Below are 25,115 nucleotides of genomic sequence, written 5' to 3' on the forward strand. Positions count from 1 at the left end.
CTCTAATTGTAGCCGCGCGCGGCGCGGAAGGCGCCGGCCAGATCGCCGCTGCCATCGAAGACCCGTGCCGAGGTCGCCTTGGCGAGACTGTCGAGCTGGCTCTTGTCGGCGTCGCCGAAGGTGACGCCGAAGACCGGCACGCGCACGGCGGCGTTGCGCCAGTGAGCGAGAAACAGGTCCGCGCCGCCATCGGTGCGGCCATCGGTCATGATGACGATGGCCGGGAGGTATTTCGAAAGATCCGCCGTGGCAACGATCTTCTGCAGGGCCTGGTCGGCACAGGCATACATATCGGTGCCGCCGCCGACGCGTTGCTGGGCAACGTCCGCCAGCAGCTCGCTCTGGCCCGCCGAGTCGCCTTTCGCCTCGAATGTGTCGCGCACGACAGCGTCGAAAGGCAGCACGAAGATGCGGTCGGACGGCGTCCATTGCACCAGCACCTCGCTTGCCTTTTCCGGCGTGAACAGGAATTGGGCGGCGGCCTGCAACTGTTTCTCGCCCTGGTCTTCCATCGAGCCGGAAAAATCGAAGCACAGCGCCGTCAGCGAAGGCTTGCGCAAGGCCTCCTGGTAGAGGTCGAGCGCCTTGCGGATCACGGCCGGCTCCGGAATGCGGATCGACGTCACCAGCTTGCCGGGATCAAAATTCCAATCCGGCTCGGCGGCGGCCTGGATGGCCGCGCCGCCGAGCGGCAGCCGCCGACCGGTATCGGCGATGCGTTTGCGTGCCGCGTCCGACTGCAGATAGGCGAGAAGGTCGGTGAAGAATTTTTCGACATCGGCTCCGCGTCCATGATCGATGAAACCCAGCGGCGAGTCGCCGACAGCGACGCCGTCGGCCGGATAGATGGCATAGAGCGGCTCGTTGCCCATCTGCTTGAGTTTGTCGTTGGTCTCCTTCAGCGCCGCCTCGTAGTTCCACATCGCGTCGTAGACGGTGCCCTTGCCGGCGCTGTCGACGTAGAGATCGGCGAGCCAGCCCGACGAACCGGACGAGCGCTCGACGCCTTGCAGCAAGGCACTTACCGCATCGTGCACGGCGGGATTGTCGAGGTCGCCCGGCTCGATCACCTCCTTGCCGCCGAGCGCGCTGGAGAGCATTGCGAGATAGGCGCTGGCGCCCGAATTGGACTGCGTCGCCGACGTCATCAGGAATTTCAGGTTGCCGTCCTTCACCGCGGCCAGGATGTCCTTCATGAAGACCTGCCTGCCGACCCAGCCGAGCTCTTCGGCCTTGGACTTGCGCACGCCCAGAATGACCGGCATCTGCGCGATCGACGTCAGGTTGCGCACCTTGCGGCCGCTGTCGAACAGGTCGACCCAGACGCTGGAGGCCGGCCAAACCGCATCCTGGTCGAGGCCGCCAGGCTTTTGCAGTCCGAGCCCGATGTCGAGCGAGCCTTGGTAGGAAATCGTGCAGGTCGCGCCTTGCTTGGCGCAGAATTGCTGGACGATCGGCTCCAGCACCGTATTTTCGGAGCCGGAGACGATCGAGAATTTGACTTGGCTGGAATTGCAGGCCGTCAAAAACACCGCGAAGGCGAGCAGCAGAACGGACGTCAGCGTCTTCGCCATGGCGGTTCCGATCAGGACTGGGTCAGCGCTTTCTTCAAGTCGATCGTCATCTGGTCCATCTGTTTTTCGGCGTCGGCCCGCTTCTGGCGGCCCTCCTGCTGGACTTTCAGCACGCCCTGTACCGTGTCGATGAGATCGCGATTGGCCTGCGCCAGCGTCTCGACGTCGACGATGCCGCGCTGCGCCTGTTCCTCGACCGAAATCGCCTGGTCCTTCATCATTTTCGACGTCTGGCGGATCATCTCGTTGGTTGCGTCGGTCACCGTCTTTTGCAGTTCGAGCGCCGACTTCTGGTTGGTCAGCCCAAGCAGGATGAGCATCTTCTGCTTCCAAGCCGGCACGGTCAGCGCCGAGGTCGCTTGCAAATTCTCGATCAGCGTCTCGTCGCCCGACTGCACGATGCGGATCTGCGGCAGTTGCTGGATGCCGAGCTGGCGCGCCTGCACCAGGTAGAAGATGCGCTTTTCCAGGCGGTCGAGCGCCTGCACGGCATCCTGATAGGTTTGCGCCTCCAGCGTGCCTCCAGTGTCGCCGCTAGCGGTATCCGCCGCGGCCTTCAGCTTCGGCAACTCGTTGGCACGGTAGTCATCGACGAATTTCTTGCCGGCCTGCACATAGGCGTCGAGCTTGAGGATGGAGCCCTTGGTCTGCTCATGGAGGTCGTCGAGCACGGCAATGTCGCGCCGCAGCGTGTCCTTGTGACGGTCGAGCTCGAGGCCGATGCGATCGATCTGTCCCGCCACGTCTTCGTACTTCTCCTTGAAGCGCTCGAGCCGCGCCTTGAACGAGGAGAACAGGCCGCTGAGGAAACCCTGGTCCTTGAGCGAGGCCGGATCGAGATTCTTGGCCTTCATGATGATGTCGGTCAGGAGATCGCCGGTGTCGCCGAGGTCCCGGTTGCGCAACTGGGACAATATCTTGTCGGCATAGTCACTGACTGCCTGCTGGGCACGGTCGCCATAGACAGAAATGCCGGCACGGTCTCTTACGTCGATCGTGCTTTCGATTCTGGCGATGTCGGACGGATCGGCTACGATTGCCGGCAATGTCGAAGTGTCGTCGAGCAGAGTGATGCTGTTCTTGTCGGCCATGCAGACTTCCCCTCGGTAACAGCATCTCGATAGGTAATCTGTGACAGTGATATGTCGCCGCTGTGGAAAACGGTAGTCCGAGGCCGTTTTCGGCGGTGAACAGTGCCGTCTTCCGGCCTAGCGTCAAGAAATATCTATTCGGCGGCCTCCCGCACGGCTGGAGATGACCCGGTTCGCAGGAGCAATGGCAGGCACAGCACATAAAGCGCCCCCCCCGCGATCCAGACTGTGCCGGGAAAGACGGTGCGCGTGCGGAAATAGAGCATGGCGATGATGAAGGGCCCGAACACCGAGACCAGGCTGGTCATGCTGGTGAGCACGCCCTGCAGCCGTCCCTGATGGTCGGCGCCGACGCGTGAGGTCAACAGCGACTGCAATGCCGGAGCTCCGATCCCGCCGAGACAGAACAGCGGCAGCAGGGCGAAGGCCATCCAGCCCTGCCAGGCCAGCGCTATCGATATATAGGCCGTGCTGTCGGCGAGGATGGCGATGATCAGCGCTGCTTTCTCGCCCCAGCGCTCGGTGATCGGCCCGGCAACAAAACCCTGGGCTCCAGCATGGAAGAGCCCGAACAGCGCCAACGAGATGCCGACGGTGAACAGGTCCCAAGCGAATTTGCCTTGGACATAGAGCACCCAGATGGTGCCGCCGACTTCGCCGACCAGGGCAAGAACGGCGAAGGCACCAAGCAGCGGCAAAAGGGCCGGGAAAGTCAGCGCCCAACGCAACGGCGCCAGCGGGTTGAAAGACGGCATTTCGCTTGCGCCGCCCGCGCGCTTCGGTTCCGGCAGCAGGAAGAAAGCCAGTACCAGGTTGATCCCGTTGAGTGCTGCCGCAACCAGGAAGGGCGTGCGTAGCCAAACGTCACCAAGCAGGCCACCGAGCGCCGGACCGGCTATGAAGCCGACGCCAAAGGCGGCGTTGAGATGGCCAAAACCCCGAGCACGAAGATCCTGGCTGCTGATATCTGCCATGTAGGCGGAAGCTACCGCCATGCTGGCGCCGGTGACGCCCGCGATCAGCCGGCCAACGAACAGCAGCGGCAGTGTTGGCGCGAAGGCCATGAACAGATAGTCCGCCATCGATCCCGTGAGCGAGACGAGCAAGACCGGCCGACGGCCGTAGCGGTCGGACAGGGCGCCGAGCAGCGGCGAAAAAAGCACCTGCATGGCGGCGTAGGCCGACAGGAAGGCGCCAAAAATCCAGCCGATATCGTCGACATGGCCGACCGTGCGCAGCAAGCCCGGCAGCACCGGCATCATCAGCCCGACGCCCACGGCGTCCAGTGCCATCGCCATCAGGACGACGAGATAAGCTCTTTTCACGATCGGACTCAGGAATTTATCGTTGATAAGGAAGGTTTATCACTGATAAATTCACGGCGCAAGCTGGAGGACCAGACGGATTCGCATGAAACTGGACAAGACGATGATCGTCGACGAAGCGCTAGGCTTGCTCAACGAGGTTGGCATCGATGCGCTGTCGACCCGCCTTTTGGCGCAGCGGCTCAAGGTGCAGCAGCCGGCACTCTACTGGCATTTCAGGAGCAAGCGCGCCTTGCTCGACGCGATGAACGAAGAGATCTTGCGGCGCGGCCATCGGCATCGAACACCACGGCTCGGCGAGACCTGGCAGGATTTCGTGCGCAAGAATGCCCGCAGCTTTCGCAGCGCCCTGATTGCCTATCGCGACGGCGCGCGTGTCCACGCCGGCACGGAAGCGGATCCGCAAGAGCTCGGGCACTTCGAGCGGCTGCTGGAATTCCTGGCGGGCGAGGGCATGGCGGCGATTCCAGCCATGGAATTGCTGATGACGGTCGGCCGCTACACGGTCGGCTGTGTCACGGAGGAGCAAGCCGAATATCCGTCAGGTCCGGGGCGTGGCGAAGCGCTAGATGCCGCGGCGCATGATCATCCGCTCTTGCGCGAAGCCTTGGTGCACTACCGTGCCGGCGGACACGAGGCGCTGTTTGAAAGCGGGCTCGCCCTGCTGATCGCCGGGGCAGAAGTTCGAATGGTGGCCGAACGCTGATTGGGCAGCGAGCGGTCGCAGAGGCGGTCAGCCTCCCTGTGCCGCTCCGGCCAGCCATCGCTCGACGATCGCGGCGTCCGGGTCGCCGATTTCGTGGCCTGATGGAACGATCCGGGCGTCGATCTCGCTACCGTGCCGGCTGAGCAGCGTCACCAGCGCCAACGCGAAAGGCCCGTAGGTCTCGTCCGCCGCCCCGGCAATGATCAGCGTCCGTGTGCCCATGAGGTCCGTTGAAGGCACCTTGTCGAGCACCGGCATTGGCCTCAGCAGCGCCGCGCTCCGGACAATGCCGGGATGGAGCAGCATCAGGCTCGAAACCAGATTGGCGCCGTTCGAATAGCCAAGGAATGTCGCGTGGGCGAGATCGAGCCCATGGCGCGCGGCGACTTCGCTTGCGAATGCCGCGAAGGCGGCGGTTTCGACACGGATGCTTTGCTGGCCGAAGCGCGTCGGCGTGATTCGCTCGAACCAGCGAAAACCGTCCTCCTGCGGGATGCGGCCCCGTACCGCGATCAGGGTGGCGTCGGGCGCGATGCGCCTCGCCAGCGGCACCATGCTTGTCTCGTCGACACCCGATCCATGCACCAGGAACAGGAACGCGCGGCCGCTTTTGCCGGCACCGAGGAGGCGATAGGGAAAGGCTAGATCCAGCATCAGAGGGCTATTTTCGACACTGGCGCCAGTCATACCGCATCCCATTGATTATATGAGGTTTCGCTCAATTTGCCGGCTTCAAAACGCAATATTTTCATGCTCCGCGAAAGTTGATTGAACCAGGCTCATTCCGGCCCGTTTCTGCGCCGATACACTCCCTGTGGGAGAAATCGAAGCGGTGCGTCGGGGGTCGCATTGCTGGACATGAACAACCAGCTTTGAGGCCTTTTGTCGATGACTACCCCTGTTTCGCCAGATCGCGATTTGCGTATCTTGGAACGCGACACGCGTATCGATGTATTGCGCGCGCTGGCACTGCTCACCATCTTCGTCGACCATGTGCCGGGCACGGCTTTCGAGACCCTGACCTACAAGAATTTCGGGTTTTCGGACGCGGCCGAGGCGTTCGTGCTGATATCAGGCATTTCGGTCGCGCTCGCCTACGGCACAAAGTTCCGGCCGGGCGGCCGGCTTCTGGCGACCTTGAAAATGTGGCGGCGGGCCGGCGTGCTCTACGTCGCCCACATCGTCACGACGATGGTGGTGATGGCCCTGTTCTGCGCCGTGGCGGTGTTTGCCAGGCGGCCGGAACTGCTGACGCTCATCAACATCGAGCCCTTGATGAAAAACACGCCGCAAGTGCTGGTCGGCATCGTCACGCTCGGCCATCAGCTCGGCTACAACAACATCCTGCCGGTCTATGCAGCGCTGCTTTTGATGGCGCCGGCGTTCGTCCTGTTCGTCAGCTCCAGGCCCGCCGCGGCGCTTGTCGTGTCCGGCACGCTATGGCTGGTTGCCGGAATTTGGGAGATCGCTCCGCCCAATTACCCCGAGCCCGGTTTCTGGTTCCTCAACCCGTTGTCCTGGCAGTTCCTATTCAACATCGGCCTTGCCGCCATGCTGCATGTCAGGCGCGGCGGTGTCATTCCGGTCAACCGCTGGCTTGTCGGCGCGGCCGCGACCTATGTGCTGGCGGCTCTGGTGTGGGTGCATAGCCCGCTCTGGGGACAGATAACGTGGTTCAACCTGCCGGTGGTGATCGGCGGCTTCGACAAGACCTTCCTGTCGTTGCCGCGGCTGTTGCACATCCTGGCGGTCAGCTACCTCGTCGTCGCCCTGCCGACGGTGTCAAACCTGTTCCGCACCAGCCCCGACCATCCGCTGGCCATACTGGGCAAAAGATCGCTGCCGGTATTCATCGCCGGCACGGTGATCGCCATGGTCGCGCAGGTGATGAAGCTGATCAATCCGGGCGGGCTCGTCTATGACAGCCTGCTGATATCGGCCGGCATCGCCATGCAGTTCGCGCTCGCCTTCTATCTCGAATGGCTGTCGACCATCGGCGGTTCGGGCAAGGCCCGCACGGCCCAAACGGTTCCCGCGCCGGTTCGTGCGCCTTTGGGGACTGCCATGGCAAGAGCCAATCGGTAGGCGGTTCGGCCGTGCGGTTCAGCCGCGTGGCGAAGCCGTCGAGGTTCGCACGATCAGTTCGACCGGCAGTTGATGCCGGCTGACCGGCCCGTCGCTCTCCAGGATCGCCCTGACGGCAAGGCGGCCCATCTCGGCAATCGGCTGGGCGATCGTGGTCAATGGCGGCTCGGACACCGCTGCTTCCGGAACACCGTCGAAGCCGACGATGGAAACGTCGTCAGGCACGCTCAGCCCGCGTGCGCTCAGCCATTCGAGCGCCACCAGGGCTATTCTGTCCGACATGGCCAGAATGGCGGTGGGCGGCGTGTCGGAGGCGAAGATGGTCTCGAGCCCCGCCTTCGTGCTCGCCACGTCGTTGGCGGTCTCGTAGACAGGCACTTTGGTTATGTCGACGCCAACCCGCGAAAGCTCCCGGAGATAGCCGGTGAGGCGGTCGCGCGTTCCGGCATAGGTCGCCGCCCGAACCTGTTCGGCCGAAACAAGGCCCGTCCTGTTGTCGGCGAAGGGCAGGGCCATGACGGCGAAGCGGCGATGGCCGAGATCCGTGAGATGGCGGGCCGCCATGCCGGCGCCGGCGATGTTGTCGACTCCGATCGCGGCGACCGAGCCGTCCTCGGAGTCGAGGTCGAGCGCGACGAAGGGCAGCTTGCGCTCACGTGCCAACTCCACCAGGCGCGAGCCACCTTCGATGCAAAAGACGATGAAGCCGTCGACCAGAGCGCTCTGGATGTTCCAGGCAAGCTGCTCGTTGTTGGCGGCCGAGACCAGGGAAATGCCGGCTCCGGTCGCATCGCAAGCTTGCGAGATGCCCGCCATCATGACGCGCGCAAACGGATCGTCGAAGAAATAGGAGAGGGGCTCGGCGGTGGCCACGCCGATGGCGTTGACCTTGCCGGCCCGCAGCAGCCTGCCCTTTGGATCGGGGCCGCCATAACCCATTGCCTCGGCCGCGGCGCGAACCCGTTCGCGGACTTCCTCGCGCACGATCTCGGGGCGGCTGAATACGTTGGACGCGGTGCCGTGCGAAACACCGGCGGCCTTGGCGATGTCGGCCAGCCGTACGGGTCGTCGATTGCCTGCGGTGAGTGACGCCATTTGTGCGTGCCTCCTGACATCCATGTAGCACGTTCTTCCGCCGCATCTAGTATTTTCGTTGGATCGATTCAAATTTTGCTTGACCTGCGCCGGTTTCGATCCTAGGTTTGAATCGATCCAAGTGGCAGCTTGTTCTGCTGAATAGCCAAAAAGGGAGGAGCGCCATGCATCCCGTCAACTACCTGTTCGCCGACATCTACCGCAACGACTGGAATATCGGGTCAGCCACCAACAAGGCTAGGCATCGTGGTGAGACGGGCCCATGGGTTCGCGATCTTCGCTTCTTGGTGGCGCGCAAGCGGAGCTGATCAAACCGGCTTTTTCGCGCCCGACGATTGGATCGATTCAAAGACAAGGAGGATGAGTCATGCATCCCATCAAGCATCTGTTCGAAGATATCTACCGCAACTACTGGGGCATCGCACCGGCCACCGAGCGACCGGAAGCGCGACGGCGGGTGAAACCTGCTGTTGGCGGCCGTGCCCTTTGGGTCCGCCCGGAACGCCGCCGGGATTGACCTCAAGCAATCATTTCAGGGTCGTGGACGTGCCACGGCCGAGATCGCTATCGCCAGCCAGCCTGCAATGAGCAGGGTGCCGCCGATCGGCGCCGACATCGGAAACAGCCTTGAGCCCCAGAAATCGCGGGCGAGAAGATCGCCCGCGAAGAGGAGCAGCCCGGCGAGCAGAACGAGGCTGGCGATGCGCAGCCAGCGGTTCGCGCCGATAAGGCCGATGGCGAGGAAGACCGGCGCATGCATCAGCAGGAACGACGCGGCGGTGCCGGTAAAGGCGCCGCCGCGGTGGGCGGCGGCCGCCGAAAGCGCCACCCCCGCCGCGCCGACGAGGCCGCCGGCAAGCACGAGGAGGCGGCTGCCGTTTGGATCGGGGTTCATGGCCGGCGTGCTCCTTCTTTCTTCAGCAAGCGTCAGGGCTTGCGCGCTTCCAGCGCCATATGCCGCGTCCGCCGCGACTGGACGGTCCAGTTGTAGGCCGCCCCGAGCGCCATCAGCACCGACGTGCCGAGAAACACCGCCGGCATGCCGAAATGGCCGCCCACAAAACCGCCGGCCAGTGGCCCCGCGACCTGTCCGACATACTGCGCCGAGATCGCCAGGCCAAGCACGTTGCCGCCAACGCCGTCGGGGATGTTGTGCCTGATGACACTGGTGATGCAGGGCAGGAGGCCGCCCAGCGCCAGGCCCATCAGGAAACGCAGGCCGATAAGCTGCCAGCTATTGGTGACAAAAGCCTGCGGGATAAGGAGCAGCGCCGAAACCGCCAGTGCTCCCACGACAACGTTCCAGTGCCCGATCCGGTCCGCGAGCTTGCCGAGCCAGGACGCCGAGAGGATGGTGCCCAGCGCGGCGGCCGACATCACAACGCCGGCGACGAGCGTCACCCTGCTCTGGTCCTCGATGAGCTGCTGCACATAGACGGTGATGATCGGCTCGATCGACATTGTGGCGAAGGCGAGCAGCATGCCGGTGGTCAGCATGGCCACGACCGGGCGCTTGTCCGGGATCTGCGACCAGCCGCTTTTCGGCTTTGCCGCCGACACCGGTTTGGCTGGCTTCGGGCGCGGGCTCTCCTTGATGAGGAAGGTCGTTGCCAGGAAGGCGAGGAAGATCACACCGCCTGACAAGAGGAAGGTGGCGCGAATGCCGATCACCGGCGGCAGCACGCCGCCCAACAGGGGACCGACCAGCGAGCCCGCCGTAATGCCCGCCGACAGCACGCCAAGCGCCCAGCCGGAACGCTCCTTCGGCGTCTGCATGGCCACCAGTATGGTTGAACCGGAGGAATAGCCGCCCGCGAAGCCGATCAGCAGGCGCAGCAGAACCAGTTGCCAGACCGTCTCGACCATGCCCGTCAGCGACATGCAGATCGCCATGCCGAAGGAGGCGCGCACCAGCATCACCTTGCGCCCGTAGCGGTCACCCAGGCGCCCCCATAGCGGCGCTACTGTGGCCGCGGCGAAGAAGGTGGCGCCATAAGCGACGCCGGACCACTGCACGATTGCCGCGTGGCCCTGTGCGCCGAGCTGTTCGACATAGAGCGGCAGGAATGGCAACAGCAGGGTCATGGCGATGAGCGTGCTGAACGAGCCCGCGAAACAGACCGCGAGATTGCGCCGCCAGTGAATGTTGTAGCCGCTTTGCTGCGTGTCTTCCTGCGTCATGCCCTGCCTGCCCGGTATCAGCGCTTGTTGCGGATACCATTTTGGGATACCAAATTGGTCTCCGTCATGAACTTCACGCCGGCCGCTGTCAATGCGGCTTCGGAAAGGGCGCGCGATGTCGCAGATGCAGAATGTCGAACGGCAGCTTCGCGAGATGATCCTGGCGCTCGAGATCGGGCCGGGAGAGCGGCTGACCGAACGCTGGATCGAAAGCCAATTCGGCGCCTCGCGCACGCCTGTCAGGGCGGCGCTGCTGCGGCTGGAGACCGAGGGGCTGGTCGGCAGGGACGGGCGCGGCTGGACCGTTTCGCCCATCAATCTGGCCGAACTCGAGCAGGTTGCGGTCTATCGCGAGGCGGTCGAGATCGCGTCATTGCGGCTGACGTGCGGGCAAGCCGACAAGAGCGCCATCGATGTCATCGAGGCGATGCTCGATTCCTGCGACGAAGATACGCCGCGCGAGGAGTGGCATCGTGTCGGCATGGATTTTCACATCGAGCTGGCGCGGCTCTCCGGCAACGAATTCCTGTTCCGGGCGGTTCGTGACGCGATGACGCGCCTGTCGCGCGCCCGCTGGCTGGAAGTGCGTGACGAGACGGCCCTTGGCCGTGCCTGGGTCGAACATCGCGCCATTCTTGCCGCGACACGCCTCGGTCAGGCTGATGAAGCCGCGCGGCTGCTGTCGGCCCACATCATCGGCAGCCGTGATCGGCTGGTGACGTCGCTTGCCAACGACCGACGTGGCCTTCGCGCCAGGGGATTTGCCGTCGTCGCCGCTTAGTGCGGTCCATGCGCTGCGGCGCGCTGGCCGGAAAAACAGACGGGTCTGACGTGAAGCGCACTTTCGGCCTCGCTTCAAGGAAGCCGATGGCGTAAGAGCGGCGATGGAAAACAACCGGTTTGAAACACCTGTGACCGTCAAATCCGTCACGGCGGGAAGCACTCAGCTCTTGCGTTCGGCAAGGGAGGCTTCCGATTACCTCCTCAACAACTGGCCCGGCAAGCGCAGCCCCAAGCATCGTGCGGCGCTGCAGGCCTGTCACGACGCGCTCGCCGGCGACAAGCCGGCGATGAATGCCAGGCGCGCTTTCATCGCCGCGGCGCGGGAAGTGGATGTCTTCATCAGCGACAAGGCGCCAGCCTGATATTAGCTCGCGGTTTGGGCTGACAATTGGATTTGAGGCTCGGCCCGCATTAGCGGGCCGGATGCCGTTAATCCTTCGTTTCGGTCTCAGTCTCGGTTTCAGGCTTCGTACGTTCGCGCGCGGCAACCTTGGCCGCCAGCTTTTCAGCCTTCTTGGCCGCTTTCTGGCGGTCGCGCTCCTTGCGTTCCTGATCGTAGTTTGGTGCTCGCGCCATGTCGGCTCCTTTTTGTGACTGCCTTGCGGCCCTGAGCCTGCCTAGGAGCATTAGCCGTCAAACACAACAGCCGAAGCGACAATGCGTGGCTGCTGGCATCGAAGAGATGCGGGCGCTTGCCAGATCGGCGCCACAATGATGTAGGACATGCGGGCGCCATGAATTGAGAACCGCCCGTTTGTTTTGATCAAGTGACCGATGGCCACAATTTCGCGGACCGCAGCAAGAGTTTTCTATTATGCGAGAAACGTCGCGCGCGATGTCGCTCCGCAAGCGTTGTTTCGTGCCCGGCTGGCTGGCCGTCTCGAAAGGGCCAGGCTTTCCGGTGAGGCGGCGCGCCGCAGGCTGAATTACTACAACAAGTTGCAGGATGGTTTCGCGCCAAGCGCCGATGCCATGCGCATCGGCAAACTGCCCTTCACGCCGACCATGTACTATTACGACCTGAAGGAGTTCGCCCGCTACTTCGATCCCGGCCTGCTCATCGACCTGGAATTCGGCGACGTCAGGAATGTCCCCAAGGTGCCTTCGATCGTCAAGGACCGGCCAATCTGTGCTGACGACAAGAACGCGATCATCATGAAACTCGACAAGTTTCGTCATTTCCAGATGCCGGCTGACGCGATGTCGTTCGCCGACAAGCTGCCGTCCGTTGTCTGGCGCGGTGATCTCAACAATCCGATCAGGACAAGATTTCTGAACGCTGTGCGCGACCTGCCGTTCTGCGATGCCGGTTCGCACAAGCCGAACGCACCGCCCGAATACGCCAGGCCTTTTCTCAGCATCAGCCAGCACCAGCGCTATCGCTACATCGTCTCGCTCGAGGGCAACGACGTGGCGACCAATCTCAAATGGATCATGAATTCGAAGTCGCTCTGCATGATGCCGCCGCCGACCTATGAGACATGGTTTGCGGAGCGGCAGCTCGAAGCCAACGTCCACTATGTGCCGCTCGCGGCGGATTTCTCGAACCTTGAGGACCACGTCGCCTATTTCGAGCGGAATCCGGCGGAGGCGGAGCGCATCATCGCGGCTGCGAACGCCTATTGCCGGACATTCGACGACGAACAGACCGAGCAGACGATCTCTCTGCTGGTGCTCTACAAATACTTCGTGCTCTCGGGCCAGATCAAACCGGATGCCGAGGTGTGGCGCTACATAACGGGCTAGTTGCGGCGCTCGGTCGAGGCCGCCAGCCGCATTCGGGCGCTATCGGAATGCGTGGCTGGATGGTAGGGCAATCATGCTGCGGGAACCATCCCGACCGTCATTTGTTTAACCGCGTTTATCTTTGATCAAAAGAGTCCATGGCCACCCTCCAACGAACGACGGCAAAGGTCTTCTACTATGCGCGGAACGTCATGCGCGACATCGCGCCCCAGGCGATCTTCCGGCGGCGATTGGCCAGCCGCCTGCAGCAGGCCAGGCTCTCGGACGAGGCCGTGCGTCGGCGACTGAATCACTACAACAAGCTGCAGGACGCTTTTACACCAGGCCCGGATGCTGTGCGCATCGACAAGATACCGTTTGAACCGAGCATGTACTATTACGACCTGAAGGAATTTGCCCGCTATTTCGATCCATCATTGCTCATCGACCTGAAGTTCGGTGATGTCATCGGCGTGCCCAAGCTGCCGACCCTCGTCAAGGACCGGCCGATCCGCGCCGACAACGGCAATGCCGTCGTCATGAAGTTCAACAAATTCCGCCACTTCCACATGCCCCTCGATACCGTCGCCTTCGCCGACAAGCGCCCTGCCGTGGTCTGGCGCGGCGACCTCAACAACCCGATCAGGACACGGTTCCTGGATGTCGCGCGCGACTTGCCGTTCTGCGATGCCGGTTCGCACAAGCGCAGCGCACCGGCTAAGTACAGCAAGCCTTTCCTCAGCATCAGCCAGCACCTGCGCTATCGCTACATCGTCTCGCTGGAGGGCAATGACGTGGCGACCAACCTCAAATGGATCATGAATTCCAACTCGCTCTGTCTGATGCCGCCGCCGACCTACGAAACATGGTTCGGCGAGAGCCAGCTCGAGGCCGGTATCCACTATGCGCCGCTTGACCCGGATTTTGCCGATCTCGGCGAAAAAGTGCGTTATTTTGAAGGGCACCCGGCCGCGGCGGAGCGCATCATCGCCGCAGCCAATGCCTATTGCCGCAAATTCTCCAATGAACGGGACGAGCATGCGATCTCCTTGCTCGTCCTCTACAAATATTTCGTGCTCGGCGGCCAGATCGAACCCGATCCCGAACTCTGGCGGTTTATCGGCGGCTAGCTCTTGCTCTCTGCCTGACGCTGATCAGATATCGCTGCGGTCGAGAACCAGATCGGCTGGGCCGAAGCGATCCTTCGCTGTCAGTTGCTGGTGCCAGTAGGGGTAGAGCAGAGCCGGCCGGCTGACCGCGTCGAGGCGCTGGCGTTCTTCGGTGCCGAGCTTCAGGGCCGCCGCCGCAAGGTTGTCCTTGAGCTGAACGTCATTGCGGGCACCGATCACCAGCGAGGAGACGGCAGGGCGTCCGAGCAGCCAGGCGAGCGCCACCTGCGCCGCCGAGACGCCACGATCCTTGCCGATCTCGACCAGCACATCGACAATCCGCCACAGCCGGTCCTCGTCGCGGATCGGCGGCTCGGACCAGCCGGCAAGCTGGCGAGCGGTCGGGCTGTCGCGGCGGTATTTGCCCGACAGCAGGCCACCGGCGAGCGGGCTCCAGACCAAAACGCCCAGCCCTTGGTCGACCGAGATCGGCAAGAGCTCGTACTCGGCCTCGCGCGCTTCCAGCGTATAGTGGATCTGCTGGGTGACGAAGCGTTGCTGGTGACGGCTGTCGCTGATGGAAAGCGCCTTCATCACCTGCCAGCCGGAATAGTTGGAGCAGCCGATGTAGCGCACCTTGCCCTGGCTGACCAAACTGTCGAGCGCGGCAACGGTCTCCTCGAGCGGAGTGAGGCCGTCCCATTGGTGGACGAAATAGATGTCGATGACATCGGTCTTCAAGCGCTTCAGGCTGCTCTCGCATTCACGGATCAGATGATGGCGCGACAGGCCCTCGTCGTTCGGGCCCTTGCCGATCCGCATCCGCGCCTTGGACGCGATCAGCACATCGTTCTTGCGCTTGCCGCCGAGAGCTTCGCCTATGATCTCTTCGGAGAGGCCGTTGGAATAGACATTGGCGGTGTCGATGAGGTTGATGCCGGCATCGATGCACATATCGATCATCCGCTTGGCTTCGGCGAGATCGCTGTTGCCGACCGCGGCGAAGGGCCCGGCGCCGCCGAATGTCATGGTGCCAAGCGTCAGTGTCGAAACCTTCAGGCCGGAACGGCCAAGGGTGCGGTATTCCATGTCAGATCCTCACGATTTTGTTGAAGAGGCGTGCCGGCAAGGCAGGCCTGGAAGGCGACCGCGCATTTGTAGGACAATTCGGCCGGCTTGTCGCCATGCGACGACGGTCGATCGATCAGACATCGCGGAATTTGCAACGTCGGCAATTGCGCCTGTGCTGCAATAAAACCGTCACCGCCGGCCTATATTGAAGTCGGCTCAGGTGTTTCCATTCCCGGCCGCCGGCCAGCAATTTGGAGCGCCCAGTGGTAACCGACAGGGCTTGCAAGCGGAGCAGTTGATATGACCGAGCTGAAACAGAATTCCCCTGCCAAGGACTGGCTTGAAGCCGAGCTCGCCGACACGCTCGACGAGGACTATGAGCTCGAAATGTCGGAGCCGGCCCTCTCGATGGAGATCGCCAAGATCTACAAGAACTCGCATCCGCCTTCGATCGATCGCATGCAGTATTTTCGCGACCTGATCAGCCTCCAGTCCGAATTGATCAAGCTGCAATCCTGGGTCGCCTACCACAAGAAGAAACTGGTGGTGATATTCGAGGGCCGCGACTCCGCTGGCAAGGGCGGCGTCATCAAGCGCATCACACAGCGGCTCAATCCGCGTATCTGCCGCGTCGTGGCGCTTCCGGCTCCGACCGAACGCGAGAAGTCGCAATGGTATTTCCAGCGCTATGTCCCGCATTTGCCGGCAGGCGGCGAGATCGTTTTGCTCGACCGCTCCTGGTACAACCGCTCCGGCGTCGAACGGGTAATGGGTTTTGCCAGCCCCGAGCAGGTCGAGGAGTTCTTCCATGACGTGCCGGAGTTCGAGCGCATGCTGGTGCGCTCGGGCATCACCGTGGTCAAATATTGGTTCTCGATCACCGACGAGGAACAGCAAATGCGCTTCCTGATGCGGATCCACGACCCGATGAAACAGTGGAAGCTGTCGCCGATGGACCTGCAGTCGCGGGTGCGCTGGGAACACTACACCAAGGCCAAGGAGGAGACCTTCGCCCGCACCAACATTCCCGAGGCGCCCTGGTTCATCGTCGAGGGTAACGACAAGAAGCGCGCGCGGCTGAACTGCATCGACCATCTGCTCAAGCAGCTGCCGTATGAAGAGGTGCCGCACGAGGAGATCACGCTGCCGGAGCGCGTCTTCAACCCGGAATACGAGCGCCAGGTGCTGCCGCGCGAGCTTTACGTGCCGGAGAAGTATTGAGCGAGAGTTTTGTCTTTCTCCCCGTATAGTGACGGGGAGAAATGGGCTTTCGTCGAGGGTTTCTCCACCTTACGCCCGTTTGATGACGACGTGCGTGGCCAGTGCCGTCGCAACCTGTTCGCTGCACTGGTAGCCAAGATTCAGCATGTCGAGGCCCGCAAAAAGGTTCTCGCCTCTGCCAAGCAGCACCGGCGAGATCGCCACGTGCATGTCGTCGATCAGCTTTTCCTGCAGATACTGCCGGATGGTGGAGATGCCGCCGCCGACCCGCACATCCTTGCCTGACGCGGCGGCTTTGGCCTGTTCGAGAGCCGAATGGATGCCGTCGGTTACGAAATAAAAAGTCGTGCCGCCTTCCATCACGATGGGATCGCGCTTGTAATGCGTCAGCACGAAGGTCGGGACGTGATAGGGCGGATTGTCGCCCCACCAGCCCTTCCAGCTGTCGTCAGGCCACTCGCCCCGGATCGGCCCGAACATGTTGCGGCCGAGGATCCAGGCGCCGACATTCTCGAAGCTGCGCGCCGCAAAGTCTTCGTCAACGCCTGTCTCGCCGCCTTCCTGGCCAAACATCTTGCGGAAGGTGCGGGTGCTGAAAGCCCATTTGTGCAGGGCCGGTCCGCCGACACCGAGCGGATTTTCAAGGCTCTGATCGGGACCGGCGCCATAGCCGTCAAGCGACAGGCTGAAAGCGTTGACGCGAAGTTTGGACATGAGAACCTCCTCCTTGAGAACCAGTTGTCTTTTGCAAGTGGTTTCTTCTAGCAAACTGATTTTGAATTGCAAGTGGTTTTTCGAGCCGGAAAAGGTATTTCCGATTGCCGCCAAGCTACGGCCGCCGCCTCATTGGCCGGTCGGTTGGCGCGCGACGATCTCAAGGGCCTCGCTGTGGCTGATCGTCAGGTCGCGGGCGGCAAGCGCCTCCCGCATGGCTTTCGCCATCGTCTTGGCGTCGCGATAGGCAAGCATGTCCGTTTCCTCGGGTCACGGCGAAGCCTTCGTCAGTGCCCGCAATGCCGACACCTTCGCCCGACGGTGAAACGGGTCAGGAAGCATCCTCAGGAGGCGTTCGCCATACCTCTTGGCCGAGGTGCGGGCTGCCGGCCGCTTCCGGCCATGCTTCCATCATAGCTGCAGCCGCCAGTTTTTGTCAGCGGGTTTTCGATAGAACCGCCGACCAGTTGAAAGAGTGGTGACATCTACTGAAGTGCCTTGCCCGGGAAGTCGGGCTACCCCTTCAGCATCACAGCCACTTCGGGCGCGAAATAGGTCAGGATGCCGTCGCAGCCGGCGCGCTTGAAGGCGAGCAACGATTCCAGCATCGCCTTTTCTCCATCGATCCAGCCATTGGAATCAGCCGCCTTGATCATCGAATATTCGCCCGAGACCTGGTAGGCGAAGGTCGGCATCTGGAATTCGTCCTTCAGCCGGCGGATGATGTCGAGATAGGGCAGGCCGGGCTTGACCATCAGCATGTCTGCGCCCTCGGCGAGGTCCTGTTCGGCCTCGCGCACCGCCTCGTCCGAATTGGCGTGGTCGATATAATAGGTCTTCTTGTCGCCCTTGAGCAGACCGGCGGTGCCGACCGCCTCGCGATAGGGGCCGTAGAAGGCCGAGGCGAATTTGGTGGCGTAGGACATGATCGCCACGTCCTGGAAACCGTTGGCGTCGAGCGCGTCGCGGATGGCGCCGATACGGCCGTCCATCATGTCGGACGGCGCGATGATGTCGGCGCCGGCCGCTGCCTGGATGACGGCCGCCGCCGCGACCTGTTCGACGGTCTCGTCATTGACGATGATGCCATCGCGCAGGATGCCGTCATGGCCATGGCTCGTGAACGGGTCGAGTGCGGCGTCTGTGATGATGCCGATCTCGGGTACCGCGTTTTTGATGGCGCGTGTGGCGCGGTTGATGATGTTTTCAGGGTCGAGGATGTGGGAACCCGTCTGGTCGCGCAGGCCGAGATCGACGTTGGGGAAGGTGGCAAGGGCCGGGATGCCGAGCTTGGCCGCGCGTTCGGCCTCCTTGACGGCAAGATCGACCGACAGCCGGAAGACGCCGGGCATGGCGGCAATCGGCTCCCGGACATTCCTGCCCTCGACGACGAAGATCGGCCAGATCAGGTCGTCGACCGACAGCCTGTTCTCCTGCACGAGCCGGCGCGACCAGTCGGCCTTGCGCATGCGGCGCAGGCGGCGGCTGCCGGTGACGTCATCGACGCTGCGCGCGCCGGCAGCTTTTGCTGGGGTGAATTTGTTCATGGCCAAAACTCCGGATCGGTGGCTTTTACCACGAGCCCTTGGTGCTGACCAATGCGACACGTTTGTGCCAGTGCCGAAAGCTGCCTGTAGCGCTGTCCCGCCACGCCTATTGGTTCAGGGCTGCCCGTTGCCCGAAAGGATCTGTGCCGCGCCTTCGATTGCCACACGGAACGCGTCGTCGAAGCTGACACCGCGCACCTGCCAACGATAGGTCTTGCCGTGATCGGCCAGTCGCCAATCGGCGACCCAGCCCAGTTCCTTGTCGCTCCACACGATGCTGCCGGCGAGCGCTCGGTCGCCTCCGGCTTGCTTGGCCACCCGATCCAGCCTTGCCATGTCCGTCGCGCGCAGCGCTTCTTCGCCCAAGCCGGCAAGTTGCGCGGCCTTCGGAAACGCGACATGCATCAGCATCGGCCCGGTGGCGTTGACGAAGGATTCGCGCATCGTCTCGCCACGCCCTTCCTCGGCGCTCAGCATGAAATGCCGCGCGCCTTGTTCGGTCGTGAGGAAGACGGTGAGTGTCGGCCGCTCGCCAAGCCAGGGCCTGCTGCCGAGCGACGCCAGCAGCCTGTCGATCACGTCAGGCTTGTAGAAGCAGGTGAGATCATGCGGCCGGTCATGCGTCCCTTGCTCGTCATGGATCGGAATGCCCTCCATCCGGTCATGGTAGCGGAACGAGTCGACAAAGCTGCCGGCCTTGTCGCGCAGCGCGTCCATTTCGCGTCTGGCAAGCAGCCGCTGATCGCCCGAAACACGGACGAGCACCTTGTCGAGGCAGGTCCTGAAGCCGAGCTGACGATTTTCTTCACCCTGGCCGGTGACAATGGTCTGCGAGTGGTAAAGGTCGCCAAGGTCGGCTGCCCCCGCGGGGACATTGGTTGCCCACAAAAACGACAGGCAACTCAGAACAAAGGCAAAGCGCAAAAAATGCGGCATGGCTAACTATCCTGCTCTCGGCCTGTCGTAGCGGCCACCAATGTCTAGCATCGGCGACCGCTAGCCGCCAAGATCGAGGCGGCCGGGCTGCAGCCATTGACGCACCCATGTGCCGCCTTTAGCACTTCAGTCCCGCAGGCGCGGGAACAAGGATTCTCTGGCGATGGATTTTGGTGGAGGCGACGAAATTCGCTTCGAAAGGTTGGGCAGGGCCGGGGTCGTCACGCTGACGCGGCCGCAGGCGCTCAACGCCGTCACCCATCGCATGATCAAGGCACTGGGCAAGGCCCTGCGGTCTTGGGAGCGCGACGAGGGTGTGGATGTCGTCGTGGTCAAGGCCGAGGGCAGGGCGTTTTCGGCCGGGGGCGACATCCTGCACATCTACGAAGCCGGCCGGGCTGGAAACCCACCGGTCGAATTTTTCGCCGACGAGTATCGCCTCAACGCCTACATCGCGCGTTTCAAGAAGCCCTATGTGGCGCTCATCGACGGTATCGTGATGGGCGGCGGGGTCGGCATTTCCTTCCACGGTTCGCACCGGGTGATGACCGAGAATGCCCAGTTCGCCATGCCGGAGGTCGGCATCGGCTTTTTCCCGGATGTCGGCGCCAGTCATCTGCTGCCCGACCTTGGCGGTTCCTTCGGCATGTACCTGGCGCTGACCGGGAACCGCATTCGTTATGGCGATGCGCTGTGGTCTGGGCTGGCCACCCACACCATCAAGGCTGAAGACCAGACAAGCTTCCTCGATCGGCTGGCGCTGACGGGCGATCCGGAATCGGTGCTGCGCGGTTTCTTTGTTCCGGCCAAGCGGGAGACCGACAGGCCGATCCTGGAGGCGATCTCCCGCCATTTCGCCCAACCGTCGCTGCCGGATCTGATCGACAGCCTGGACCGCGCGGGCAATGACGAATTCGCCACCGGGACGCTGGCAACGATCCGCACGCGCTCGCCGACCAGCCTTCGCGTCGCCTGGCGACAGATCAGCGCCGGGCAGACATTGTCGATGGACGACTGCATGAGGATGGAGTTCCGCATCCTGAACCGGATGCTGGCCGGCCACGATTTCTACGAAGGCATCCGCGCCGCCATCATCGACAAGGGCTCGAAGCCGCAATGGCGGCCGGCAGCGATCGATGCGGTCAGCGAGGCGGATGTCGAGGCCTATTTTGCCCCGCTCGGCGATCGGGAGCTCGAGTTGTGAGCGAAGTGACATCGAGACGCGTCATCCTGCAGCCCTCGACGGTCGAGGTGATCTTCGCCTGGTTCCAGCGCGTCATCGCGGGTTACTGCCTGCTGTTCGGCATCCTCTACTGGATCAAGCTGATCGGCTTCTATCCGGGCTCGCTGTGGCGGTTCGACCTTATGCCGGTGCATTGGCAGGTCGCGGCGGTGATGCTCGCCGTGTTCTTTCCCTTCGCCGCGGCGGGGTTGTGGATGCTGGCGTCCTGGGGTCCGGTGATCTGGTTCATCTGCGCGGTCACGGAGACGGTCATGTATGCCGGCTTTCCCGAGCTTTTCGGCCATCGTCTGCTGATTATCGTCTCGCATGCCTGCGTGGCGCTGCTCTATATCGTCTTTCGCGTCGTCATCTACCTGCAGAAGCGACCGGCACGGCACTAATGCATGTCGCCCCGAAGTGTCCTCGGTTGCGGGACAACGACATGCATAAAATCAGAAGCCTGCGGCAGGTCGGGCGAATCCTATTCGCCGCGACATGCTGCAAGCCCTTGTACGCGTTGACGACCTGGCGACCGCCTGAATCCGGCGCGGCGATCATTGCCTAAATCTTTAGGTTAATCATCCTTGCTCGGGTGACCGTTCGTTAAGCGTCTTGCGAAACCTCTTACCGGTAAGCTCTTGTTAGCCCTAGCGTTTAAGTCGAATTTTATGAGTATTCGATAGTGTCGCGATCAAGGTGAAAAACAAAAAATCACCAAGGCGACAAACGAGAGGCAAAGACAATGATCAATTCGCGTCCGGCGGCGAAGACCGCCAACGTTTCCGACGATCGCCGCGAGGCTATCCGTTCCCTGTACATGGAATCGCTGCAGCTGGTCGAGCGCCTGCACCGCCGTCTGCTTGATGTCATCAAGGACGAATTCGACCGCAACGGCCGCTCCGACATCAACGCCATCCAGGCGCTGCTGCTCTTCAACATCGGCAATTCCGAGCTGACCGCCGGCGAACTGCGCTCGCGTGGCTATTATCTCGGCTCGAACGTCTCCTACAATCTGAAGAAGCTGGTCGATCTCGGCTTCATCAACCACCAGCGCTCGCGCATCGACCGCCGTTCGGTCCGCGTCTCGCTGACGCCGAAAGGCAATGAAGTGGCAGACGTGGTTGCCGGTCTCTATGAGCGCCATGTCGGCTCGATCGAACAGGTCGGCGGCATCAACACCGACGAGTTCAAGCAGATGAACCGCGCTTTGCAGCGGCTCGACCGCTTCTGGAACGACACGATTGCCTACCGGATGTAAGAGCATCCTGGAAACGGAGCCGCGCCGCAGAAGCGTGGCCGAAACAGCGACCTTCAGTCAGGGCCGGTGCCGAAAAGCACCGGTCTTTTCTTTCTTGCGTCCGGCCAAAGCAAATTACGGGCCAAGGCCACGTTGCCGCCATATTCCAATGGAACCGAGAGCGGCAGTGATGCTGTGGTGAAGACCATGCGTCCACCCGCAACCGTGTCGCGCCCCTTGCCTTGGTCGCCAATGTGATACGGACCATGGTTGGCTAATTGTTAAGATTGCCGATTTTAGAGTGCGGGCGAGATCGCGCGATGGTTGACGCAGCAAGTGATCGAACCGCTACAAGAATGTCTGGAACGTCCATGAGAACCAGCCGCCGCTTTTTCCTTTCCGGAGCCTCCGCGCTCGCCGCCGCCGTGGTGGCTGGGCGTGCGAATGCGCAGGATGTGATCGGGGATATCCTGAAATCCTCGGCCCGCGGCAACTGGGACGATCAGTTCGATGCCCGCGCCAGCGAAGGCGGCAAGGTGGCCTCGACGCTGCCCATCTTCAGTCCCCAGACTGTCGCCTTCACCGAGCAGGCGGTCGCGCAGTATCAGAACATTGTCGGGCAGGGCGGTTGGACGGACGTTCCCGCGACCAAGAAGCTGCAACTCGGCGTCGACGATCCGGACGTGGTGCCGCTGCGCAAGCGCCTGATGGTTGCGGGCGACCTGTCGCAGAGCGCCGGCATTTCGACAGCGTTCGATTCCTATGTTGACTCGGCGGTCAAGCGTTTCCAGTTGCGCCACGGCCTGCCGGCTGACGGTTCGATGGGCAAATACACCTACGCCGCGATGAACGTTTCGGCGCAGATCCGGCTCGGCCAGTTGCAGACCAATCTGCAGCGGCTGAAGGAAAAGGCCGGCACGCTGGGCAGCCGTTACGTGTTGGTCGACATTCCGGCGGCGCAGATCGAAGCGGTCGAGAACGACCGCGTCGTGCTTCGCCACACCGCGATCGTCGGCAAGATCGATCGCCAGACGCCGATCGTCAATTCCAAGATCAACGAGATCATCGTCAATCCGTACTGGAACGCCCCGGTCTCGATTGTGCGCAAGGACATCATTCCGCTGATGCGGAAGGATCCCGATTATCTCAAGAACAGCCATATCCGCCTGTTCGCGCCCGATGGCAGCGAAGTCGATCCGATGAATGTGGACTGGTCGACGGACGATGCCGCCAAGTACCGTTTCCGCCAGGATCCCGGTTCCGAAAACGCCATGGCGTCGGTCAAGATCAATTTCCCGAGCCCGGACGGCGTCTACATGCACGACACGCCGCAGCAGAGCCTGTTCGGCAAGATGATGCGCTTCGATTCATCGGGCTGCGTGCGTGTCCAGAACGTGCGCGATCTCGTCACCTGGATCCTGCGCGACACGCCCGGCTGGGATCGCCAGCATTTCGAGGCGGCCATCAAGACCGGCCAGAACACGCCGATCCAGGTCACCAACCCGGTGCCGGTGCATTTCCTCTATCTCTCTGCCTGGTCGACAGGACCCGGCGTCGTCCAGTTCCGCGACGACGTCTATGCGCTCGACGGCAACAGCGAACTGCAGATCACGTCTTCGCTGTAACGAGCTGATATTTTTTTAAAAAGCCGCTCTCAGGGGCGGCTTTTTTGTTGCGGACGCCGTCAGATCCACTCATTCGGCCGGCTGGACGAAGCTCAGGCGATTGGCGATGGTCGGCAAACAGCCGGGATCATGCCATGGACGTCGCCATCTTCATTCTCGTCGTGCTCGTCTTCGTCGCGCTGTCGGGCGCGCTCGTCCGGCTGGTTCGGGTGCCGCTGCCGGTGCTGCAGATCGCCATCGGCGCGGCCCTTGCTTGGCCGGCCAAGGGCCTGCATGTCGAGATAGATCCGGAGCTTTTTCTGCTGGTGTTCATCCCGCCGCTCCTGTTCGGCGACGCCTTCGCGGCGCCCAAACGCGAACTCGTCGCCTTGCGCGGACCCATACTCGATCTCGCCGTCGGGCTCGTCTTCTTCACCATTGTCGGCTTCGGCTATGCCTTGCATTGGCTGGTGCCGAGCATTCCGCTCGTCGTCGCATTCGCGCTGGCTGCCGTGCTGTCGCCGACCGACGCCGTGGCGGTGTCCGCGATCGTCGACAGGAATGTGGTTCCGTCCCGGCTGATGCACATATTGGAGGGCGAGTCGCTGCTCAACGACGCGTCGGGCCTGGTCATGTTCCGCTTTGCGGTGGCGGCGGCATTGACCGGCAGCTTCTCCTTCGCGGGAGCCTCGCTCAGCTTCCTCTACGCCGTCGCCGCCGGCATCCTGGCCGGTGTCGCCGCGCTGTTCATCGCCGCCAAGGCGCTGCAACTGCTCAACCGCATCGGCGGCGTGCCGGCCGAGGCGCAGGTTCTCGTCATGATCCTGCTGCCTTTCGTCGCCTATCTCGGCGCCGAGCATGTCGGCGCCTCGGGCATCCTGGCGGCGGTCACCGCCGGCCTGCTGACCGGGGCTTCTGGCATGTACCGCTTCCTCGGCGTGTCGGCGCGCATGCAGACCCTGTCGCTTTGGGCGACGCTCACTTTCGTCTTCAACGGCGCTCTGTTCATCCTGCTCGGCCTGCAGCTTCCCGACATCATCCGCAAGGTCCCACCGGAACTGTCCAGCCGTCATTGGCTGATCGAGCCGGTGGCGACGGTGCTGATCTTGACGCTCTGCCTGATCGGACTGCGCTTCCTGTGGATCTGGGTCGGCGACATCGCCCAGGCGATCGCGGCGCGCATCGGCAAACGCGAGTCCGAGCCGTTCGGATTTCGCGTCCGGCTTGCCGGCTCCGTGGCCGGCGTGCGCGGCGCCATCACGTTGGCGGGCATCCTGTCATTGCCGCTCGCTTTGCAGGACGGCTCTCCCTTTCCGGCACGCGATGTGGTGATCTTCCTTGCCGCCGGCGTCATCATCTGCTCGCTTCTGATCGCCAGCCTTGCCTTGCCCAGGATAGCGCGGGGGCTGGTCGAGCCGGGCAAGGATCCGGCGGCGGCGGAAGAGCGCCGGGCGCGCGTCGGCGCCGCCAATGCGGCGATCGCCAGGATCGAGAGCATCGCCAACGAGGCAGGCGAGGGCGAGGCGGTCCAGGCCCGGCTTGCCGTCGCCGACAGCATCGTGGCAGGTTATCGTAGACGCATCGCGGCTTCGGACGAAGCCGACGAGGCCCGTGCCGAGGCTCGCGAGGCCGGCAGGCTGGAACTGGAACTCAGGGCGGCCGGCATCGAAGCCGAGCGCTCCGCGCTGCGCGCCATGTTCCGCAGCCAGGAGATCAACGATCACACGATGCGCGCGCTGTTTTCTGAAATCACCTTGACCGAGGCCTTGTTGAAGCAGCGGCGGGACAGGAAATAGCGATCCGCCGCGATCCGTTGGCGCAAACCGGCCAGCAAATTTCGCGCTGCAAACGTGGCGAGCCCAAAACAACTGTGTTAATGGCCCGGCGAA

Annotated in this window: 26 protein-coding genes and 1 pseudogene; 14 read left to right on the forward strand and 13 right to left on the reverse strand. The window is 62.6% G+C overall.

The window, feature by feature from the left end:
- Positions 1-2 precede the first annotated feature (2 nt).
- The 3 genes from FJ954_RS15980 to FJ954_RS15990 form a co-directional block, all read right to left on the reverse strand.
- Complete coding sequence (locus FJ954_RS15980; RefSeq protein ID WP_140661927.1) at positions 3-1,574, reverse strand: substrate-binding domain-containing protein; 1,572 nt, start codon at positions 1,572-1,574, stop codon at positions 3-5.
- An 11-nt stretch (positions 1,575-1,585) separates the two neighbouring features.
- Entirely contained in the window at positions 1,586-2,665 is a 1,080-nt protein-coding gene (locus FJ954_RS15985; protein WP_140661928.1) for a toxic anion resistance protein, read from the reverse strand.
- A gap of 134 nt (positions 2,666-2,799) precedes the next feature.
- Positions 2,800-3,963 (reverse strand): TCR/Tet family MFS transporter, encoded by a 1,164-nt coding sequence (locus tag FJ954_RS15990; RefSeq protein ID WP_140662080.1) that lies wholly within the window; start codon positions 3,961-3,963, stop codon positions 2,800-2,802.
- Positions 3,964-4,075: 112 nt separating this feature from the next.
- Between FJ954_RS15990 and FJ954_RS15995 the strand changes: the two genes are divergently transcribed.
- The gene (locus tag FJ954_RS15995; protein ID WP_140617074.1) at positions 4,076-4,696 is read left to right on the forward strand and encodes a TetR/AcrR family transcriptional regulator C-terminal domain-containing protein; all 621 of its coding nucleotides are present in this window, start codon (positions 4,076-4,078) and stop codon (positions 4,694-4,696) included.
- Positions 4,697-4,723: 27 nt separating this feature from the next.
- Here the strand turns inward: FJ954_RS15995 and FJ954_RS16000 are convergent, their stop codons facing one another.
- Positions 4,724-5,383, reverse strand: coding sequence for an alpha/beta hydrolase (locus FJ954_RS16000; protein ID WP_140661929.1), 660 nt, complete (start codon positions 5,381-5,383; stop codon positions 4,724-4,726).
- Between the two features lie 201 nt (positions 5,384-5,584).
- Here FJ954_RS16000 and FJ954_RS16005 point away from each other — a divergent pair, with 201 nt between their 5' ends.
- The gene (locus FJ954_RS16005; RefSeq protein ID WP_140661930.1) at positions 5,585-6,781 is read left to right on the forward strand and encodes an OpgC family protein; all 1,197 of its coding nucleotides are present in this window, start codon (positions 5,585-5,587) and stop codon (positions 6,779-6,781) included.
- Between the two features lie 18 nt (positions 6,782-6,799).
- Here FJ954_RS16005 and FJ954_RS16010 read toward each other — a convergent pair whose 3' ends face one another.
- Complete coding sequence (locus FJ954_RS16010) at positions 6,800-7,876, reverse strand: substrate-binding domain-containing protein (protein WP_140661931.1); 1,077 nt, start codon at positions 7,874-7,876, stop codon at positions 6,800-6,802.
- A gap of 164 nt (positions 7,877-8,040) precedes the next feature.
- Between FJ954_RS16010 and FJ954_RS31565 the strand changes: the two genes are divergently transcribed.
- Complete coding sequence (locus FJ954_RS31565) at positions 8,041-8,184, forward strand: hypothetical protein (RefSeq protein WP_015318269.1); 144 nt, start codon at positions 8,041-8,043, stop codon at positions 8,182-8,184.
- A 59-nt stretch (positions 8,185-8,243) separates the two neighbouring features.
- Positions 8,244-8,393 carry a hypothetical protein gene (locus FJ954_RS31570; protein WP_015318268.1) on the forward strand — a complete coding sequence of 50 codons (150 nt, stop codon included), beginning with the start codon at positions 8,244-8,246 and terminating at the stop codon, positions 8,391-8,393.
- A 15-nt stretch (positions 8,394-8,408) separates the two neighbouring features.
- Here FJ954_RS31570 and FJ954_RS16015 read toward each other — a convergent pair whose 3' ends face one another.
- Both FJ954_RS16015 and FJ954_RS16020 read right to left on the reverse strand, forming a co-directional pair.
- Complete coding sequence (locus FJ954_RS16015; protein WP_015318267.1) at positions 8,409-8,771, reverse strand: DUF423 domain-containing protein; 363 nt, start codon at positions 8,769-8,771, stop codon at positions 8,409-8,411.
- 32 nt (positions 8,772-8,803) lie between these two features.
- Positions 8,804-10,057, reverse strand: coding sequence for an MFS transporter (locus FJ954_RS16020; RefSeq protein ID WP_140661932.1), 1,254 nt, complete (start codon positions 10,055-10,057; stop codon positions 8,804-8,806).
- Between the two features lie 115 nt (positions 10,058-10,172).
- Between FJ954_RS16020 and FJ954_RS16025 the strand changes: the two genes are divergently transcribed.
- Positions 10,173-10,838, forward strand: a complete 666-nt coding sequence (locus tag FJ954_RS16025) for a GntR family transcriptional regulator (protein ID WP_140661933.1) — start codon at positions 10,173-10,175, stop codon at positions 10,836-10,838.
- Positions 10,839-10,941: 103 nt separating this feature from the next.
- Positions 10,942-11,202, forward strand: coding sequence for a DUF982 domain-containing protein (locus FJ954_RS16030; protein ID WP_015318264.1), 261 nt, complete (start codon positions 10,942-10,944; stop codon positions 11,200-11,202).
- A 67-nt stretch (positions 11,203-11,269) separates the two neighbouring features.
- On the opposite strand, the gene FJ954_RS16035 is transcribed toward FJ954_RS16030, so the two are convergent.
- Positions 11,270-11,416 carry a hypothetical protein gene (locus tag FJ954_RS16035; RefSeq protein WP_015318263.1) on the reverse strand — a complete coding sequence of 49 codons (147 nt, stop codon included), beginning with the start codon at positions 11,414-11,416 and terminating at the stop codon, positions 11,270-11,272.
- A 198-nt stretch (positions 11,417-11,614) separates the two neighbouring features.
- On the opposite strand from FJ954_RS16035, the gene FJ954_RS16040 reads away from it, so the two are divergent.
- The gene (locus FJ954_RS16040) at positions 11,615-12,586 is read left to right on the forward strand and encodes a glycosyl transferase family 90 (RefSeq protein ID WP_015318262.1); all 972 of its coding nucleotides are present in this window, start codon (positions 11,615-11,617) and stop codon (positions 12,584-12,586) included.
- 137 nt (positions 12,587-12,723) lie between these two features.
- A complete protein-coding gene (locus FJ954_RS16045; RefSeq protein ID WP_140661934.1) occupies positions 12,724-13,695 on the forward strand; it encodes a glycosyl transferase family 90 in 972 nt (323 codons plus the stop codon).
- Positions 13,696-13,719: 24 nt separating this feature from the next.
- Here FJ954_RS16045 and FJ954_RS16050 read toward each other — a convergent pair whose 3' ends face one another.
- Positions 13,720-14,763 (reverse strand): aldo/keto reductase, encoded by a 1,044-nt coding sequence (locus FJ954_RS16050; protein ID WP_140661935.1) that lies wholly within the window; start codon positions 14,761-14,763, stop codon positions 13,720-13,722.
- 282 nt (positions 14,764-15,045) lie between these two features.
- Here FJ954_RS16050 and ppk2 point away from each other — a divergent pair, with 282 nt between their 5' ends.
- The gene (gene ppk2 / locus FJ954_RS16055) at positions 15,046-15,966 is read left to right on the forward strand and encodes a polyphosphate kinase 2 (protein WP_015318259.1); all 921 of its coding nucleotides are present in this window, start codon (positions 15,046-15,048) and stop codon (positions 15,964-15,966) included.
- Positions 15,967-16,035: 69 nt separating this feature from the next.
- Here ppk2 and FJ954_RS16060 read toward each other — a convergent pair whose 3' ends face one another.
- The 4 genes and pseudogenes from FJ954_RS16060 to FJ954_RS16075 form a co-directional block, all read right to left on the reverse strand.
- The gene (locus FJ954_RS16060) at positions 16,036-16,680 is read right to left on the reverse strand and encodes a dihydrofolate reductase family protein (RefSeq protein WP_140661936.1); all 645 of its coding nucleotides are present in this window, start codon (positions 16,678-16,680) and stop codon (positions 16,036-16,038) included.
- A gap of 144 nt (positions 16,681-16,824) precedes the next feature.
- Positions 16,825-16,935, reverse strand: a pseudogene (locus FJ954_RS16065) (glyoxalase superfamily protein); the annotation flags it as partial.
- Between the two features lie 260 nt (positions 16,936-17,195).
- Complete coding sequence (hemB, locus tag FJ954_RS16070) at positions 17,196-18,227, reverse strand: porphobilinogen synthase (RefSeq protein ID WP_140661937.1); 1,032 nt, start codon at positions 18,225-18,227, stop codon at positions 17,196-17,198.
- 114 nt (positions 18,228-18,341) lie between these two features.
- Positions 18,342-19,163, reverse strand: a complete 822-nt coding sequence (locus FJ954_RS16075) for a DUF2066 domain-containing protein (RefSeq protein WP_140661938.1) — start codon at positions 19,161-19,163, stop codon at positions 18,342-18,344.
- Positions 19,164-19,326: 163 nt separating this feature from the next.
- Between FJ954_RS16075 and FJ954_RS16080 the strand changes: the two genes are divergently transcribed.
- From FJ954_RS16080 to FJ954_RS16100, 5 genes are all read left to right on the forward strand, one after another.
- Complete coding sequence (locus tag FJ954_RS16080) at positions 19,327-20,367, forward strand: enoyl-CoA hydratase/isomerase family protein (protein ID WP_140661939.1); 1,041 nt, start codon at positions 19,327-19,329, stop codon at positions 20,365-20,367.
- Entirely contained in the window at positions 20,364-20,786 is a 423-nt protein-coding gene (locus FJ954_RS16085) for a DUF6163 family protein (protein WP_015318253.1), read from the forward strand. Before FJ954_RS16080 ends, FJ954_RS16085 begins: the two co-directional genes overlap by 4 nt.
- A 341-nt stretch (positions 20,787-21,127) precedes the next feature.
- The gene (locus tag FJ954_RS16090) at positions 21,128-21,643 is read left to right on the forward strand and encodes a winged helix DNA-binding protein (protein WP_013896002.1); all 516 of its coding nucleotides are present in this window, start codon (positions 21,128-21,130) and stop codon (positions 21,641-21,643) included.
- Between the two features lie 350 nt (positions 21,644-21,993).
- The gene (locus FJ954_RS16095) at positions 21,994-23,247 is read left to right on the forward strand and encodes a murein L,D-transpeptidase (RefSeq protein WP_140661940.1); all 1,254 of its coding nucleotides are present in this window, start codon (positions 21,994-21,996) and stop codon (positions 23,245-23,247) included.
- Positions 23,248-23,381: 134 nt separating this feature from the next.
- Positions 23,382-25,022, forward strand: coding sequence for a Na+/H+ antiporter (locus FJ954_RS16100; RefSeq protein WP_140661941.1), 1,641 nt, complete (start codon positions 23,382-23,384; stop codon positions 25,020-25,022).
- Positions 25,023-25,115: the final 93 nt, after the last annotated feature.

Origin of the sequence: Mesorhizobium sp. B2-3-15 (assembly GCF_006442875.1) — a bacterium.
Classification (GTDB): domain Bacteria; phylum Pseudomonadota; class Alphaproteobacteria; order Rhizobiales; family Rhizobiaceae; genus Mesorhizobium; species Mesorhizobium australicum.

Bases quoted from the DNA above. Each gene is read 5' to 3' on its own strand.
- FJ954_RS15980 (WP_140661927.1), bottom strand. From the start codon at position 1,574: ATGGCGAAGACGCTGACGTCCGTTCTGCTGCTCGCCTTCGCGGTGTTT.
- FJ954_RS15985 (WP_140661928.1), bottom strand. From the start codon at position 2,665: ATGGCCGACAAGAACAGCATCACTCTGCTCGACGACACTTCGACATTG.
- FJ954_RS15990 (WP_140662080.1), bottom strand. From the start codon at position 3,963: ATGGCGATGGCACTGGACGCCGTGGGCGTCGGGCTGATGATGCCGGTG.
- FJ954_RS15995 (WP_140617074.1), top strand. From the start codon at position 4,076: ATGAAACTGGACAAGACGATGATCGTCGACGAAGCGCTAGGCTTGCTC.
- FJ954_RS16000 (WP_140661929.1), bottom strand. From the start codon at position 5,383: ATGACTGGCGCCAGTGTCGAAAATAGCCCTCTGATGCTGGATCTAGCC.
- FJ954_RS16005 (WP_140661930.1), top strand. From the start codon at position 5,585: ATGACTACCCCTGTTTCGCCAGATCGCGATTTGCGTATCTTGGAACGC.
- FJ954_RS16010 (WP_140661931.1), bottom strand. From the start codon at position 7,876: ATGGCGTCACTCACCGCAGGCAATCGACGACCCGTACGGCTGGCCGAC.
- FJ954_RS31565 (WP_015318269.1), top strand. From the start codon at position 8,041: ATGCATCCCGTCAACTACCTGTTCGCCGACATCTACCGCAACGACTGG.
- FJ954_RS31570 (WP_015318268.1), top strand. From the start codon at position 8,244: ATGCATCCCATCAAGCATCTGTTCGAAGATATCTACCGCAACTACTGG.
- FJ954_RS16015 (WP_015318267.1), bottom strand. From the start codon at position 8,771: ATGAACCCCGATCCAAACGGCAGCCGCCTCCTCGTGCTTGCCGGCGGC.
- FJ954_RS16020 (WP_140661932.1), bottom strand. From the start codon at position 10,057: ATGACGCAGGAAGACACGCAGCAAAGCGGCTACAACATTCACTGGCGG.
- FJ954_RS16025 (WP_140661933.1), top strand. From the start codon at position 10,173: ATGTCGCAGATGCAGAATGTCGAACGGCAGCTTCGCGAGATGATCCTG.
- FJ954_RS16030 (WP_015318264.1), top strand. From the start codon at position 10,942: ATGGAAAACAACCGGTTTGAAACACCTGTGACCGTCAAATCCGTCACG.
- FJ954_RS16035 (WP_015318263.1), bottom strand. From the start codon at position 11,416: ATGGCGCGAGCACCAAACTACGATCAGGAACGCAAGGAGCGCGACCGC.
- FJ954_RS16040 (WP_015318262.1), top strand. From the start codon at position 11,615: ATGGCCACAATTTCGCGGACCGCAGCAAGAGTTTTCTATTATGCGAGA.
- FJ954_RS16045 (WP_140661934.1), top strand. From the start codon at position 12,724: ATGGCCACCCTCCAACGAACGACGGCAAAGGTCTTCTACTATGCGCGG.
- FJ954_RS16050 (WP_140661935.1), bottom strand. From the start codon at position 14,763: ATGGAATACCGCACCCTTGGCCGTTCCGGCCTGAAGGTTTCGACACTG.
- ppk2 (WP_015318259.1), top strand. From the start codon at position 15,046: ATGACCGAGCTGAAACAGAATTCCCCTGCCAAGGACTGGCTTGAAGCC.
- FJ954_RS16060 (WP_140661936.1), bottom strand. From the start codon at position 16,680: ATGTCCAAACTTCGCGTCAACGCTTTCAGCCTGTCGCTTGACGGCTAT.
- hemB (WP_140661937.1), bottom strand. From the start codon at position 18,227: ATGAACAAATTCACCCCAGCAAAAGCTGCCGGCGCGCGCAGCGTCGAT.
- FJ954_RS16075 (WP_140661938.1), bottom strand. From the start codon at position 19,163: ATGCCGCATTTTTTGCGCTTTGCCTTTGTTCTGAGTTGCCTGTCGTTT.
- FJ954_RS16080 (WP_140661939.1), top strand. From the start codon at position 19,327: ATGGATTTTGGTGGAGGCGACGAAATTCGCTTCGAAAGGTTGGGCAGG.
- FJ954_RS16090 (WP_013896002.1), top strand. From the start codon at position 21,128: ATGATCAATTCGCGTCCGGCGGCGAAGACCGCCAACGTTTCCGACGAT.
- FJ954_RS16095 (WP_140661940.1), top strand. From the start codon at position 21,994: ATGAGAACCAGCCGCCGCTTTTTCCTTTCCGGAGCCTCCGCGCTCGCC.
- FJ954_RS16100 (WP_140661941.1), top strand. From the start codon at position 23,382: ATGGACGTCGCCATCTTCATTCTCGTCGTGCTCGTCTTCGTCGCGCTG.